Source organism: Streptomyces sp. NPDC051173 (assembly GCF_040689515.1).
Classification (GTDB): domain Bacteria; phylum Actinomycetota; class Actinomycetes; order Streptomycetales; family Streptomycetaceae; genus Streptomyces.
Genome location: NZ_JBFBBD010000001.1, coordinates 90,416 through 102,831 on the forward strand (window position 1 = coordinate 90,416; position 12,416 = coordinate 102,831).

The 12,416-nt window shown below is 71.6% G+C and carries 13 protein-coding genes; 5 read left to right on the forward strand and 8 right to left on the reverse strand.

Features of this window, described 5'->3' with window-relative positions:
• Window positions 1-3 precede the first annotated feature (3 nt).
• Complete coding sequence (locus AB0435_RS00420; protein WP_366425835.1) at window positions 4-1,254, reverse strand: MFS transporter; 1,251 nt, start codon at window positions 1,252-1,254, stop codon at window positions 4-6.
• A gap of 262 nt (window positions 1,255-1,516) precedes the next feature.
• Here AB0435_RS00420 and AB0435_RS00425 point away from each other — a divergent pair, with 262 nt between their 5' ends.
• Window positions 1,517-1,978, forward strand: coding sequence for a MarR family transcriptional regulator (locus AB0435_RS00425; RefSeq protein ID WP_366004550.1), 462 nt, complete (start codon window positions 1,517-1,519; stop codon window positions 1,976-1,978).
• A 225-nt stretch (window positions 1,979-2,203) separates the two neighbouring features.
• On the opposite strand, the gene AB0435_RS00430 is transcribed toward AB0435_RS00425, so the two are convergent.
• The 3 genes from AB0435_RS00430 to AB0435_RS00440 form a co-directional block, all read right to left on the reverse strand.
• Entirely contained in the window at window positions 2,204-2,950 is a 747-nt protein-coding gene (locus tag AB0435_RS00430; protein ID WP_366425836.1) for a helix-turn-helix domain-containing protein, read from the reverse strand.
• A gap of 203 nt (window positions 2,951-3,153) precedes the next feature.
• A complete protein-coding gene (locus AB0435_RS00435; protein ID WP_366002173.1) occupies window positions 3,154-4,281 on the reverse strand; it encodes an aminotransferase class V-fold PLP-dependent enzyme in 1,128 nt (375 codons plus the stop codon).
• Between the two features lie 136 nt (window positions 4,282-4,417).
• A complete protein-coding gene (locus tag AB0435_RS00440; RefSeq protein ID WP_366425837.1) occupies window positions 4,418-5,791 on the reverse strand; it encodes a serine hydrolase domain-containing protein in 1,374 nt (457 codons plus the stop codon).
• 98 nt (window positions 5,792-5,889) lie between these two features.
• Here AB0435_RS00440 and AB0435_RS00445 point away from each other — a divergent pair, with 98 nt between their 5' ends.
• The 3 genes from AB0435_RS00445 to AB0435_RS00455 all read left to right on the forward strand — a co-directional run bounded on the left by AB0435_RS00445 (window position 5,890) and on the right by AB0435_RS00455 (window position 7,329).
• Window positions 5,890-6,339: a MerR family transcriptional regulator gene (locus AB0435_RS00445; protein WP_366002171.1), complete on the forward strand. Its 450-nt coding sequence runs from the start codon at window positions 5,890-5,892 to the stop codon at window positions 6,337-6,339.
• On the forward strand, window positions 6,336-6,704 hold the full coding sequence (gene trxA / locus AB0435_RS00450) for a thioredoxin (RefSeq protein ID WP_366002170.1): 369 nt from the start codon (window positions 6,336-6,338) through the stop codon (window positions 6,702-6,704). Before AB0435_RS00445 ends, trxA begins: the two co-directional genes overlap by 4 nt.
• A 154-nt stretch (window positions 6,705-6,858) precedes the next feature.
• On the forward strand, window positions 6,859-7,329 hold the full coding sequence (locus tag AB0435_RS00455; protein ID WP_366002169.1) for a DIP1984 family protein: 471 nt from the start codon (window positions 6,859-6,861) through the stop codon (window positions 7,327-7,329).
• Window positions 7,330-7,580: 251 nt separating this feature from the next.
• On the opposite strand, the gene dnaB is transcribed toward AB0435_RS00455, so the two are convergent.
• Complete coding sequence (gene dnaB / locus AB0435_RS00460; RefSeq protein ID WP_366002192.1) at window positions 7,581-9,059, reverse strand: replicative DNA helicase; 1,479 nt, start codon at window positions 9,057-9,059, stop codon at window positions 7,581-7,583.
• Between the two features lie 491 nt (window positions 9,060-9,550).
• Between dnaB and AB0435_RS00465 the strand changes: the two genes are divergently transcribed.
• Window positions 9,551-10,891, forward strand: a complete 1,341-nt coding sequence (locus AB0435_RS00465) for an MATE family efflux transporter (RefSeq protein WP_366002168.1) — start codon at window positions 9,551-9,553, stop codon at window positions 10,889-10,891.
• Between the two features lie 86 nt (window positions 10,892-10,977).
• Here AB0435_RS00465 and rplI read toward each other — a convergent pair whose 3' ends face one another.
• From rplI to AB0435_RS00480, 3 genes are all read right to left on the reverse strand, one after another.
• Window positions 10,978-11,424 (reverse strand): 50S ribosomal protein L9, encoded by a 447-nt coding sequence (rplI, locus tag AB0435_RS00470; protein WP_366002167.1) that lies wholly within the window; start codon window positions 11,422-11,424, stop codon window positions 10,978-10,980.
• An 18-nt stretch (window positions 11,425-11,442) separates the two neighbouring features.
• Entirely contained in the window at window positions 11,443-11,679 is a 237-nt protein-coding gene (gene rpsR / locus AB0435_RS00475; protein ID WP_004950692.1) for a 30S ribosomal protein S18, read from the reverse strand.
• Window positions 11,680-11,754: 75 nt separating this feature from the next.
• Window positions 11,755-12,348, reverse strand: a complete 594-nt coding sequence (locus AB0435_RS00480) for a single-stranded DNA-binding protein (RefSeq protein ID WP_366002166.1) — start codon at window positions 12,346-12,348, stop codon at window positions 11,755-11,757.
• Window positions 12,349-12,416 lie beyond the last annotated feature (68 nt).

A 12,416-nucleotide genomic window follows, 5' to 3' on the forward strand; every position in this document is an offset into this window, starting at 1 on the left:
CTCCTAGCGGGATGCGTACGGTGTTCCGGTGGCCTGGGGGGTCTGAGGGGTCGGCGAGGCGGCAGCGGCGGACCGTGCCGCGATCCGGCCGCCGCTCCCGCCCGCACGCCGCTCCAGGGCGGCGGACAGCACGGCCAGGGCGACCGCGGAGGCGGCCATCGCGGCGCCGACCCAGGTGGGGGCCGCGTAGTCGAAGCCGGCCGCGATGACGAGCCCGCCGAGCCAGGCGGCGATGGCGTTGCCCAGGTTGAAGGCGCCGATGTTCACGGCGGAGGCGAGGGTCGGCGCGTCGGAGGTCTGGTCGAGGACGCGCTTCTGCAGCGGGGGTACGGACGCGAAGCCGAAGGCCCCGATCAGGGGGACGGCGACGGCGGCCACGATCTTGCTGTGGGCGGCGAACGGCATCAGCGCGAGGACGATCGCGAGCGCGCTCAGCGAGACGTACAGCAGGGGCATGAGCGCCCGGTCCGCGTACCGCCCGCCGACGAGGTTGCCGATGACCATGCCGACGCCGAAGAGCACGAGCAGCCAGGTCACGGAGGACGGCGCGAAGCCCGTGACGTCGGTCATCATCGGCGCGAGGTAGGTGTTCATCGTGAAGACGCCGCCGAAGCCGAGCACCGTCATCCCCATCGCGAGGAGGACCTGCGGGTTGCGGAAGGCGGCGAGTTCGCCGCTGACAGGCGTCCGTCCGGCACGCGGCTCCTCGGGCAGCCGGGGCACGAGCGCGGCGATGCCGAGGACCGCGAGCACACCGAGCCCGGCGATGAGGAAGAAGGTGAGGCGCCAGCCCGCGTTCTGGCCGACCACGGTCCCCAGCGGCACACCGACCACATTGGCCACGGTCAGGCCCGTGAACATCATCGCGATCGCGCCCGCCTTCTTCTGCGGGGCGACGAGCCCGGCGGCGACGATCGCGCCGATGCCGAAGAACGCGCCGTGCGCGAGCGAGGCGACGATCCGCCCGGCCAGCATCAGGGCGAAGACGGGGGCGACGGCGGAGAGCACGTTGCCCGCGACGAACAGCCCCATCAGGGACATCAGCATCCGCTTGCGCGGCACTCGGCTGCCGATGATCGCGAGGATCGGGGCGCCCACGACCACGCCGAGCGCGTAGCCGGTGGTCAGGTAGCCGGCGGTGGGGATGGAGACGCCGAACTCCTCCGCGATCTCGGGGAGGAGCCCGGAGGTCACGAATTCGGTGGTGCCGATACCGAAGGCGCCGATGGCGAGCGCCAGCAGTGCAAGGGGCATGACAGGGGTCCTTCAGCAAAGGGGAGGGGCCGGGAGAAGGCAGCGCGTGATTGCAGGCGAACCTTACGAGCGTCGACAATAATTGCAAACGCGGGTTATTTGCAAGCGCGGGCTATTGCGGCGGAGGGCTATCCTGTCCGTACGGGCCGGTAGGCAACACCCACGGACCGCGCGCCCCGCGCGTGGCCACGGACGCCCCGGCGCGTACGCCCCGTACGCACGCCCGCCACGAAGACTCCGCACGCGAAGGAGGACCCGCCCCATGTCCCGCACCCCGGATCCCGCTCTGCTCGGACTGGCACAGGGCTGGTGCGCGCTCTCCGCGCTCCACGGCCGGATCGAGGCCCACATCGAGCGCGCCCTCCAGGCCGGGCACGACCTGAGCGTGCGCGAGTTCAGCGTCCTCGACGTGCTCAGCCGCCAGCACAGCGGCGAGGGCGGCCACCTGCGCATGAACCAGGTCGCCGACTCCGTCGTCCTCAGCCAGAGCGCGACGACCCGCCTGGTCAACCGCCTGGAGGACCGCGGCCTGCTGACGCGCTACCTCTGCCTCACCGACCGCCGGGGCATCTACACGGACGTGACGGAGGCGGGACTGGCACTCCTCGCGGAGGCCCGGCCCACGAACGACACGGCGCTGCGGGAAGCGCTGGACGAGGCGTCGAAGCGGGCGGAACTGGCGCCGCTGGTGGCGGCGGTGGAGTCGCTGGCACCGGTGGCTTAGCGGCATCTTCCCGAGGGCAGCCGGGCCGGGCACCGGCGCCGGCTGCCCTCAGGCTCTTTGACTGCCCTCAGGCGCTTTTCGCGTCCGTCGCGGGCGGGCCGGGCGCTCTCAGACGCTTTGGCTGCCCTCAGGTGCTTGGGTCGTACTCAGGCGCTTTGGCTGCCTCAGGCCCTTCGGCTGCCCTCAAGCGCTTTCGTGCCGCCGCGGACGGGCCGGGCGCGTGCCCTACCGCTGACGCGACCGGTGTGCCCTCTGCCGACACGCCCCACCGCAGTACCGCGCCCGCCGGCCCGTACGCGCCACCGCCACCGGCCCGCCGCACTCCGCGCAGGCCGTTTCGTCACGCGCAACCGGGATCGTGGGCAGTTTCGTAACGTGACGACTCGGTCGGAGGCTGTCGCACATCAGCGCCGTCATCCGCCCCTGCGCTCCCGCCGCACCCCGTCGCCGCTCCATGGACAGACAGCCGAAGAGCAGCGTGACGACGTCCTCGACCTCGACGTCCTTCCTTACCGCGCCCGCCTTTTGAGCACGCGTCAGCAGCACCCCCAGGGCCTCCTGGAAGCCCCTCTCCACCCCCGGGGTCGGCTCGAAGAGGCCCTCGGCGCTCGCGTCCAGCGCGTCCAGGAGCGCTCTGTTCCGCGCCGAGAGCCGCACCACCGCCGCCAGGTAGCGGAAGAACACCGTCCCCGGCTCCTCCGCGTCCGCCAACTCCCGTGCGGTGTCCGTGAAAAGCCTTATCCGGTCCACGACCGTCGCCCTGAACAGCGCTTCCTTGGAAGGAAAATGGCGATGGACCGTTCCCGTGCCGACGCCCGCGCGGCGCGCGATCTCCCCCAGCGGCACCCCCAACCCCCGTTCCTCGAAGGCCGATCGCGCCGCGTCGAGGATGAGCGCCCTGTTGCGCCGGGCGTCCGCGCGGAGGGCCGCCGAAGCGGCCGTCGACGCCGTCGTGTTCCTGCGGCGCACCATGCGGGGACCCTCCGGAGGGCGATCTGGCGAAACGGGCTGGGCGTTCCGATTCTATCCGGGCAGATGAGCGAGGTACGGCAGCGAACATAACGGGGCGAAATAACACAAAAAGCCGCTGTCGGCGCATAACGCACCGACAGCGGCTCACGCTGCCTTGAGAGCTGCCTTGAGAGCTGCCTTGAGAAGGAAGAGCCGCGGGGGCGTCAGCTCCCGGTCACCGCGTCCCAGGCCACTGCCGCGGCGTCCCGGGCCTCGTCCGTACCGCCGGCCTCGACGTCCAGCGCCCGCAGCGCGGCGCCGAGCGCCGAGAGGGAGTCCAGGACGACGGCGCGGTCCGCGGCGAGCCCGTAGTGGTTCACGCGGATCATCTCCTTGGCCAGCGCCCCGCCGGCCGCCTGCACGGGCACGGCGCGGTCGGCGGCCAGGGCGGCCGCGACGATCTCCCGGGCGTCGACGCCGTCGGGGGCGCGCAGGGTGGTCGCCGCGGGCGCCGCGTCCGTGTCCCGCGTGACGTACGGGGAGAGGGCGCCCAGCACGCGCGCGCCCGCGCGGGTGGCCGCGGCGGCGGCCCGGTGGCGGAGGATCACGGCGTCCAGGCCGGTCTCCTCGATCCGGTCCACCGCCTGCTCCAGGGCGAGCATCTCCAGCTGGGCGGGGGCGTGCGGCAGCGCCTTACGCCCCCCGTCGATCCAGCGCTCCTTCCAGTCCAGGAGGGAGAGGTACGAGCCGCGCGGGGCCTGCTCGTTGGCCGCGATCCGCTCCCACGCGCGGGCGCTGACCGACACGGCCGACACACCCGCCGGACCCGCCATCGCCTTCTGCCCGCCGATGACGCACAGGTCGACGCCCCACTCGTCCGTGAGGAGCGGCTCGGCGGCCACGGACGCCACGGCGTCCAGCATCAGCAAGGCGCCGTGCTCCCGGACGACGGCCCCGATCTCCGCGACCGGGTTGGTGTTGCCGGTCGCCGCCTCGGCGTGCACCAGGCTCACGAAGTCGATCTCCGGGTGCGCGCGCAGCGCCTCGGCCACCTGCCGCGCGTCGGCCGCGCCGCTGAACGGCGCCGCCACCGTGACCACCTCGGCGCCGCAGGAGCGCAGCCAGCCGCCGAACGTCTCCCCGTACGGGCCCGTGATGATGTTCAGCGCGGTGCTGCCGGGGCGCACGGCGGAGCGGATGCACGCCTCCAGGGGCAGCAGCGCCTCGCCCTGCATCGCGACGACGCTCTCGCGCGTGCGCATCAGTGCGGCGACCTTGTCCTCGATGCGCGCGAAGTGCGCCGCGTCGAGCGGCGCGAGGTCGAGCAGGACCGGTGCGGTGTTCGCAGTCACGGTGGCCTTCCAGGGTGGTATCGCGCCGCGTACGGGCGCCCGCCAATCTCTCCCCGACCCTACGTCCGCGCCGCGCGGGCCGCTCCTGCCCAGTGCGGTCCGCCGGACCTTCGCACGCGCCGGTGCCCGGCGGACCCTACCGCCAGCCGGCCTTCCCGACCCCGCCGGGCACCGCGTCACCCTGCTCGTACGGTTCGCGGGTGAGCACGAAGGTGCCGACGTCGAGGTGGCTCACCGCGCCCTCCGCGGTCCGCACGACCGTCAGCGTCTCCCCCGCGTAGTACGCGTCGAGGCCGGTCCAGGTGCCGTCGTCCTCCGCGCGGAAGCGCGAGGCGCGGCCCGTGCCGGAGAGCGGGGTCAGCTCCAGGCCCCGGTCCGCGCGCAGGCGCAGGGCGAAGGGCGCGGCGCCCCAGTACCAGGGCCCGGTCAGCTCCAGGAGCGTGCTGTCCACCTCGCCGAGCGGTCGCCAGGTCCCGGGGATCCGCGGCTCGTCGCGCGCGACCGTCTCCACCAGCTCGGCGGCCGTCGCGTCTGCCCCCGGGCAGGAGGTCCGGTTCGCCAGGACGACCCCGGCCAGTGCCTCGTCCGGGCTCGCCCACAGGATCGCCACGAAGCCCGGCAGCGATCCCGTGTGACCGATCAGCGTGCGGCCGTTCCGGCGGGTGAGCTGCACGCCGAGGCCATAGCCGAATTTCCAGCCCGGATCCTGCGGGCCCGACTCCGGCACCCGCATCCTCGCGACCGCCTCCCGGCCGAGCACGCGCTCGTCACCGTCCAGCAGGAACGCGGCGAATCTGCACAAGTCCGCCGCCGTGGACCAGACCTGCCCCGCGGGCGCCATCCGCCCGGTGTCCACAGCCGGTTCCGGAAGCAGCGCGTCCGCCCACGGGTGCACGGCCCAGCCCTCCGCGTGCGGCGCCTCCGGCAGGAGCGTCGTACGGTCCATGCCGAGCGGCATCAGCACCTCCCGGCGCAGCACCTCCCCCCAGGGCTCCCCGCGCAGCCGCTCCACGAGCGCGCCGAGCAGCGCGTAACCGGGGTTGGAGTAGTGGTACGTCCGGCCGGCCGGGTGCCGCTGGGGGCGCTCGCCGAAGATGTCCGCGAGCTCGGGGCGCAGGGCGCCGTCCGTGCGCTCCCACCACGGGCCGCGCGCCTCGGCGGCAAGACCCGAGGTGTGGGCGAGCAGCTGGGCGACGGTGGCCTCGCCGGCCTCCGGGGTGTCGAGATAGGCGGCGAGCGGGGCGTCCAGATCCAGGAGCCCCTCCTCGCAGAGCCGCAGGACCAGGACCGCGACCAGGCACTTGGTGATCGATCCGATGCGGTACTGCGTATCGGCTCCGGGCGTCCGCCCGGCGACCTCGCCCCGGCCGGCTGACCACACCATCCGCCCCTCTCGCATCACCGCGCCCACCAATGAGGGCGTGCGGCCTTCCGACTGCGCGGTGGCGATGCGATGCAGAAGGGCCCGCTGGGTACCAGGGAGCAACTCGGTGAACGGGGGGCCATCCATGGATACTTCGTACGATGCGGTCATGTCCGCACCCTAACCAACCGCACCGCGCCCCGGCCCTGGCCTTGACGTCCACGTCAACGTCTACGGTCGTGTCCATGCGTATCGGGGAACTGGCCCAGCGGGCGGGCACCACCACCCGCACCCTTCGGCACTACGAGTCGCTGGGCCTCCTGCCGGCCCGCCGCGCCGGCAACGGCTACCGCACGTACGACGAGGACGACCTGCGCCTCCTCCAGCAGATCCGCGTCCTCCAGGACTTCGGGTTCGGGCTGGAGGAGACCCGGCCGTTCGTGGACTGCCTGCGCGCGGGCCATCCGGCGGGCGACTCCTGCCCGGCCTCGCTGGAGGTCTACCGCCGCAAGCTGGCGGAGCTCGACGACTGCATCGGCCACCTCCAGCGCGTACGCGCGGAGGTCGGCGCCCAACTCGCCCGCGCCGAACGGGAGACCGCCGCGCTCAAGGCCGCCGCGGAGGTCCCCGGCGGCCCGCCCCCGCTCTGCGCCCTCACCCCGTCCGGCCCCGAAGAGGAACTCAGCACGCCATGACGACCACCGCAGGTCACACAGCCGCCACGTCGGTCCCGTCCGTCACCGACGACACTTTCGCCACCGAGGTCCTCGCCTCGGAGCTGCCCGTACTCGTCGACTTCACGGCTGCCTGGTGCGCGCCCTGCCGCATGATCACGCCCGTGCTGGCCGAGCTGGCCCGGCAGGAGGCCGGCCGCCTCAAGATCGTTCAACTCGATGTGGACAACAACCCGCGGACACAGGCGGCGTACGGCGTCCTCTCCATGCCGACCCTCCTGCTCTTCCGCGCCGGAACCCCGGTGCGCTCCTTGGTCGGCGCCCGTCCCCTGCGGCGCCTCCGCCAGGACCTCGCCTCCGAACTCCCGTGGATCGCACCGGAATGAGTCCACCTCACCTGGTGCGACGGTTCATCCGAATAAATCCAGGTGCGGGTAAACCCGTTAGCATTCGATACTTGTGCGAGATTCGCAACGAACGACATTCGTGACGAATGACATTCACGACGAACGACATCACGACGGACGGGAGGTGGAGACAGTGAAGCTTGCTGAGGCACTGGCGGAACGTGCGGAAGCGACGCGTCGCGTGGAACAGCTGCGAGCGCGCGTCGTCAGCAGCGCGCGCTACCAGGAAGGCGAGACGCCCGCGGAGGACGCGGCCCAGCTGCTGGCCGAGACCGACGAGGTGCTGGACACCCTCGAAACGCTGATCCGCCGGATCAACCGGACCAACTCCTCGGCACGGATGGGCCAGGACGGTACCCTCACCGACGCCCTCGCGCGCCGGGACGTGCTGCGGCTGCGCCACTCGGTGCTCACCGCTGCGGCCGACGCGGCGGCGGGCACGGGCGACCGGGGCTACGGCCGCCAGCTGCGCTCCGAGCTGATGGTGCTCTCCGCGCTCCCGGTCGCCGAGCTGCGCGCCCGGACGGACGTGCTCGCGCGGGAGATCCGTGAGATCGACGTGCGGATCCAGCGCGCGAACTGGGAGATCGACCTGCTGGACTGAACAGGTCCGGCAGGCTCGGAGGTTGTGGAGCAGGTAACCGCTCCGGAGGCGTGCACACACCGAGGACCGGCGGTTTTCCGGCCCACTCCTGGCGCGTGAAGAGCAACGCTGGGGTTCGACTCCCCACGAACAGTGCAGCTCAGCACCGCGTACAGGTAACAGTGCACACCGCACGGCACATCACCGCGTGCAGATCCGGGACGGCGAGGGCGGGTTCGGGGTTTTCCACATCCGACGAGCGGCGGTGACGCCTACGTCTGAGCCATGTCGACAAAGCGGGAGTAGTGGCCCTGGAAGGCCACCGTGATCGTGGCCGTCGGGCCGTTTCGGTGCTTGCCGACGATGATGTCCGCCTCGCCCGCGCGGGGCGACTCCTTCTCGTAGGCGTCCTCACGGTGGAGCAGGATGACCATGTCGGCGTCCTGCTCGATGGAGCCGGACTCACGGAGGTCGGAGACCATCGGCTTCTTGTCCGTGCGCTGCTCGGGGCCACGGTTCAGCTGGGACAGCGCGATGACCGGCAGTTCGAGCTCCTTGGCCAGCAGCTTGAGGTTTCGGGACATGTCCGAGACCTCCTGCTGGCGGCTCTCGGCGCGCTTGGCGCCGCCGGACTGCATCAGCTGGAGATAGTCGATGATCACGAGCTTGATGTCCGCGCGCTGCTTGAGGCGGCGGCACTTGGCGCGGATCTCCATCATCGACAGGTTCGGCGAGTCGTCGATGTAGAGCGGCGCGGCCGAGACGTCGGGCATCCGGCGGGCGAGGCGCGTCCAGTCCTCGTCCGTCATCGAGCCGGAGCGCATGTGGTGCAGCGCCACCCGCGCCTCGGCGGACAGCAGGCGCATCGCGATCTCGTTGCGGCCCATTTCGAGCGAGAAGATCACGCTCGGCATGTTGTGCTTGATCGAGCAGGCACGGGCGAAGTCCAGCGCGAGGGTCGACTTACCCATGGCCGGACGGGCGGCGATGACGATCATCTGGCCGGGGTGCAGGCCGTTGGTCAGCGCGTCGAGGTCGGTGAAGCCGGTGGGCACCCCGGACATCTGGCCGCTGCGCGAGCCGATGGCCTCGATCTCGTCGAGCGCGCCCTCCATGATGTCGCCGAGCGGGAGATAGTCCTCGCTGGTGCGCTGCTCGGTGACGGCGTAGATCTCGGCCTGGGCGTTGTTGACGATGTCGTCGACGTCGCCGTCGGCCGCGTATCCCATCTGCGTGATGCGCGTGCCCGCCTCGACCAGCCGGCGCAGTACCGCGCGCTCGTGGACGATCTCGGCGTAGTACTCCGCGTTGGCCGCGGTGGGGACGGACTGCACCAGCGTGTGGAGATACGCGGCGCCGCCGACGCGGGTGATCTCGCCGCGCTTGGTGAGCTCCGCGGCCACGGTGATGGGGTCGGCGGGCTCGCCCTTGGCGTAGAGGTCGAGAACGGCCTGGAAGATCGTCTCGTGCGCCGGGCGGTAGAAGTCGATGCCCTTGAGCACCTCGACCACGTCGGCGATGGCGTCCTTGGAGAGCAGCATGCCGCCGAGGACGGACTGCTCCGCGTCGAGGTCCTGCGGGGGGACGCGCTCGAAGCCCTGCGCCCCCTGCGAGGAGGAGCCGCGGTCCCAGGAGCCGCCGTCGTCGCCACCGCGGTCGTGCCGCTCACCGCGGGCCTGGCCGTCGCCTCGGCGGGGGCGGGAGACGGGGAGCCGGTCGCCAGGGCCGGCCTCGGCCCAGGGGTCGTCCATGGGCGGTTCGGGGATGCTCACCCCGCCACCTCCTCCCGTCCGCGGTGCGGACCTCGCCGTGCTGTTCTTTCTTACGGCACGGCTCTGACAAATAGCCCCGCCCGACTCCGGTCGGCGTGCGTCGAGTTCGTGTCGATCTCGTAAGGTCTTCGAGGCCGGAACAGGCGGCGGGCGCCGGTCCACGGTAGGCCCGCGGGCACCGTCAGCCAATCTGGTTATCCACAGGGCATGTGGATGAAGGGCCCCATCCTGTGGAGAACCCCGCGGAACCTGTGTACGGCACGGGGGAAAGCGCTGTGGACAAACACACAATCACTCGCTCCTCACCCATCTGACCTGCGGTTTCCCCATCCACCGGCTGTTGAGGAGAAAAACTTTCCCGCTCGGCGCAAGATCGCGACAAACGGCACAGAGAAGATCGCCACGACGGGCCGAATGTAAGGGTCTCTCGACGCTTGCAGTAATTACCTGTGGAAGATTAGGTTGAGCGTATGACCAAGGCCACCGCGCGAGGACCGCACAGCGCCCGCAGACACGACCGCGAGATCCTCTCGCTGGCCGTCCCCGCCTTCGGCGCACTCGTCGCGGAACCCCTCTTCCTCATGGCCGACAGCGCCATCGTCGGCCACCTCGGCACCCCCCAGCTCGCCGGGCTCGGGGTCGCGGCGGCCCTGCTCACCACCGCCGTCAGCGTCTTCGTCTTCCTCGCCTACGCCACCACCGCCGCCGTCGCCCGCCGCGTCGGCGCCGGTGACCTCCAGGCCGCGATCCGCCAGGGCATGGACGGCATCTGGCTCGCCCTCCTCATCGGCGTCGCCGTCATAGCCGTCACCCTCCCCGCCGCGCGGCCGGTCGTCGAGCTTTTCGGCGCCTCACCGACCGCCGCCCCGTACGCGACCACGTATCTGCGGATCAGCGCGCTCGGGATACCCGCCATGCTCATCGTGCTCGCCGCCACGGGCGTGCTCCGCGGCCTCCAGGACACCCGCACGCCGCTGTACGTCGCCATCGGCGGCTTCGCCGCCAACGCCGCCCTCAATCTGGGCCTCGTCTACGGCGCCGGGCTCGGCATCGCGGGCTCCGCCTGGGGCACGGTCATCGCCCAGTGCGGCATGGCCGCCGCCTATCTCGCCGTCGTCGTCCGGGGCGCGCGGCGGCACGGCGCCTCGCTCCGCCCCGACGCCGCGGGCATCCGGGCATGCGCCCAGGCCGGGGTGCCCCTCCTGGTGCGTACGCTCTCGCTGCGCGCCGTCCTCATGATCGCCACGGCGGTCGCGGCCCGGCTCGGTGACACGGACATAGCCGCCCACCAGATCGTGCTGACCCTGTGGAGCCTGCTCGCCTTCGCCCTGGACGCCATCGCCATCGCCGGTCAGGCGATCATCGGGCGCTACCTCGGCGCCGGGGACGCCGCCGGGGCCCGCGCGGCCTGCCGCCGCATGGTGCAGTGGGGGATCGTGTCAGGGGTGGTGCTGGGGGTGCTCGTGGTGGCCGCGCGGCCGCTCTTCATCCCCCTGTTCACCTCCGACGCCGCCGTACGGGACGCCCTGCTGCCCACGCTCCTGATCGTCGCCCTCAGCCAGCCCGTCTCGGGCGTCGTCTTCATCCTGGACGGCGTGCTGATGGGCGCCGGGGACGGGCCGTACCTCGCCTGGGCGATGCTGGCCGTCCTCGCGGTCTTCGCACCCGTCGCGCTGCTCGTGCCCACCCTCGGCGGCGGCCTCACGGCCCTGTGGTGGGCGATGACGCTGATGATGGCCGTGCGCATGCTGAGCCTGTGGCTCCGCGCCCGCTCCGGCCGCTGGATCGTCACCGGGGCCGTACGGGCCTGACGGCGGTCCCCGGGCCGGCCCCGGAACGGCGGAAGGGCCGCACCCCGAGGGGTGCGGCCCTTCTCACACTGCCGATCGCGAGGCGATCAGGCAGCGATGACCTCGATGCCGAGCTTGGCAACGACGTCGGCGTGCAGACGCACGGAGATCTGGTGCGAGCCCAGCGTCTTGATGGGCGAGCCCACCTCGACACGGCGCTTGTCGACCTTCGGACCACCGGAAGCCTCGATCGCCGCGGCGATGTCGGCGGGGGTCACGGAGCCGAACAGGCGGCCGGCGTCGCCGGCACGGGTCGCCAGGCGCACCTTGGTGCCCTCGAGCTGACCCTTGACCTCGTTGGCCTGCTCGATCGTGGCGATCTCGCGGATCTTGCGACCGCGACGGATCTGCGCCACGTCCTGCTCGCCACCCTTGGTCCAACGGATCGCGAAACCGCGCGGGACCAGGTAGTTGCGGGCATAGCCGTCCTTGACGTCCACGACGTCGCCGGCGGTGCCGAGGCCGGAGACCTCGTGGGTGAGGATGATCTTCATTTTTCGGTCACCCTTCCCTTATCGCGCGGACGACGTGTAGGGCAGCAGCGCCATCTCACGGCTGTTCTTCACGGCCGTGGCGACGTCGCGCTGGTGCTGGGTGCAGTTGCCGGTCACGCGACGGGCACGGATCTTTCCGCGGTCGGAAATGAACTTCCGCAGCATGTTCGTGTCCTTGTAGTCCACGTAAGCGGTCTTGTCCTTGCAGAACGCGCAGACCTTCTTCTTAGGCTTGCGCGGAGGCGGCTTCGCCATTGTCTCTCTCCTGTGTGATCAAGAAGTTGTGGTGCTTCGCCCTCGGGTCCGCGAGGACCCGGGCCCACGAAGGGCCTAGAAGGGCGGCTCGTCCGAGTAGCCGCCGCCGGAGTTGCCGGAGCCGCCGCCCCAGCCGCCTCCGCCGCCGCCCTGCTGGCCGCCGGACGGAGCGCTGGTCGCCCACGGGTCGTCGGCGGGAGCCCCGCCGCCGCCCTGCTGCTGGCCGCCGCCGGGGCCGTTGCCCCAGCCGCCGCCCTGCTGGCCGCCACCGCCGCCACCAAAGCCACCACCCTGGCCACCGCGACCCGAGGTCTTGGTGACCTTCGCCGTGGCGTTCTTCAGGCTGGCGCCGACCTCTTCGACGTCGAGCTCGTAGACCGTGCGCTTGACGCCCTCGCGGTCCTCGTAGGACCGCTGCTTCAGCCGGCCCTGCACGATGACGCGCATGCCTCGCTGGAGCGACTCGGCGACGTTCTCCGCCGCCTGCCGCCACACCGAGCACGTGAGGAAGAGGCTCTCGCCGTCCTTCCACTCGTTGGTCTGGCGGTCGAAGGTGCGGGGAGTGGACGCGACGCGGAACTTCGCGACCGCCGCACCGGACGGGGTGAAGCGCAGCTCGGGGTCGTCGACGAGATTGCCGACGACCGTGATGACGGTCTCGCCTGCCATGGATGAACCTCTCGGCGGGTGTGCTGCTGGCTGCTTGCTACTCGTTGCGATGCAGCCCGATTACCTCT

What these genes read in the sequence shown, in the direction of transcription:
- AB0435_RS00430 (WP_366425836.1), bottom strand. Translation starts at nt 2,950, where the DNA reads ATGGTGCGCCGCAGGAACACGACGGCGTCGACGGCCGCTTCGGCGGCC.
- AB0435_RS00440 (WP_366425837.1), bottom strand. Translation starts at nt 5,791, where the DNA reads ATGGATGGCCCCCCGTTCACCGAGTTGCTCCCTGGTACCCAGCGGGCC.
- rpsR (WP_004950692.1), bottom strand. Translation starts at nt 11,679, where the DNA reads ATGGCGAAGCCGCCTCCGCGCAAGCCTAAGAAGAAGGTCTGCGCGTTC.
- AB0435_RS00465 (WP_366002168.1), top strand. Translation starts at nt 9,551, where the DNA reads ATGACCAAGGCCACCGCGCGAGGACCGCACAGCGCCCGCAGACACGAC.
- dnaB (WP_366002192.1), bottom strand. Translation starts at nt 9,059, where the DNA reads ATGGACGACCCCTGGGCCGAGGCCGGCCCTGGCGACCGGCTCCCCGTC.
- AB0435_RS00420 (WP_366425835.1), bottom strand. Translation starts at nt 1,254, where the DNA reads ATGCCCCTTGCACTGCTGGCGCTCGCCATCGGCGCCTTCGGTATCGGC.
- AB0435_RS00445 (WP_366002171.1), top strand. Translation starts at nt 5,890, where the DNA reads ATGCGTATCGGGGAACTGGCCCAGCGGGCGGGCACCACCACCCGCACC.
- AB0435_RS00425 (WP_366004550.1), top strand. Translation starts at nt 1,517, where the DNA reads ATGTCCCGCACCCCGGATCCCGCTCTGCTCGGACTGGCACAGGGCTGG.
- trxA (WP_366002170.1), top strand. Translation starts at nt 6,336, where the DNA reads ATGACGACCACCGCAGGTCACACAGCCGCCACGTCGGTCCCGTCCGTC.
- rplI (WP_366002167.1), bottom strand. Translation starts at nt 11,424, where the DNA reads ATGAAGATCATCCTCACCCACGAGGTCTCCGGCCTCGGCACCGCCGGC.
- AB0435_RS00480 (WP_366002166.1), bottom strand. Translation starts at nt 12,348, where the DNA reads ATGGCAGGCGAGACCGTCATCACGGTCGTCGGCAATCTCGTCGACGAC.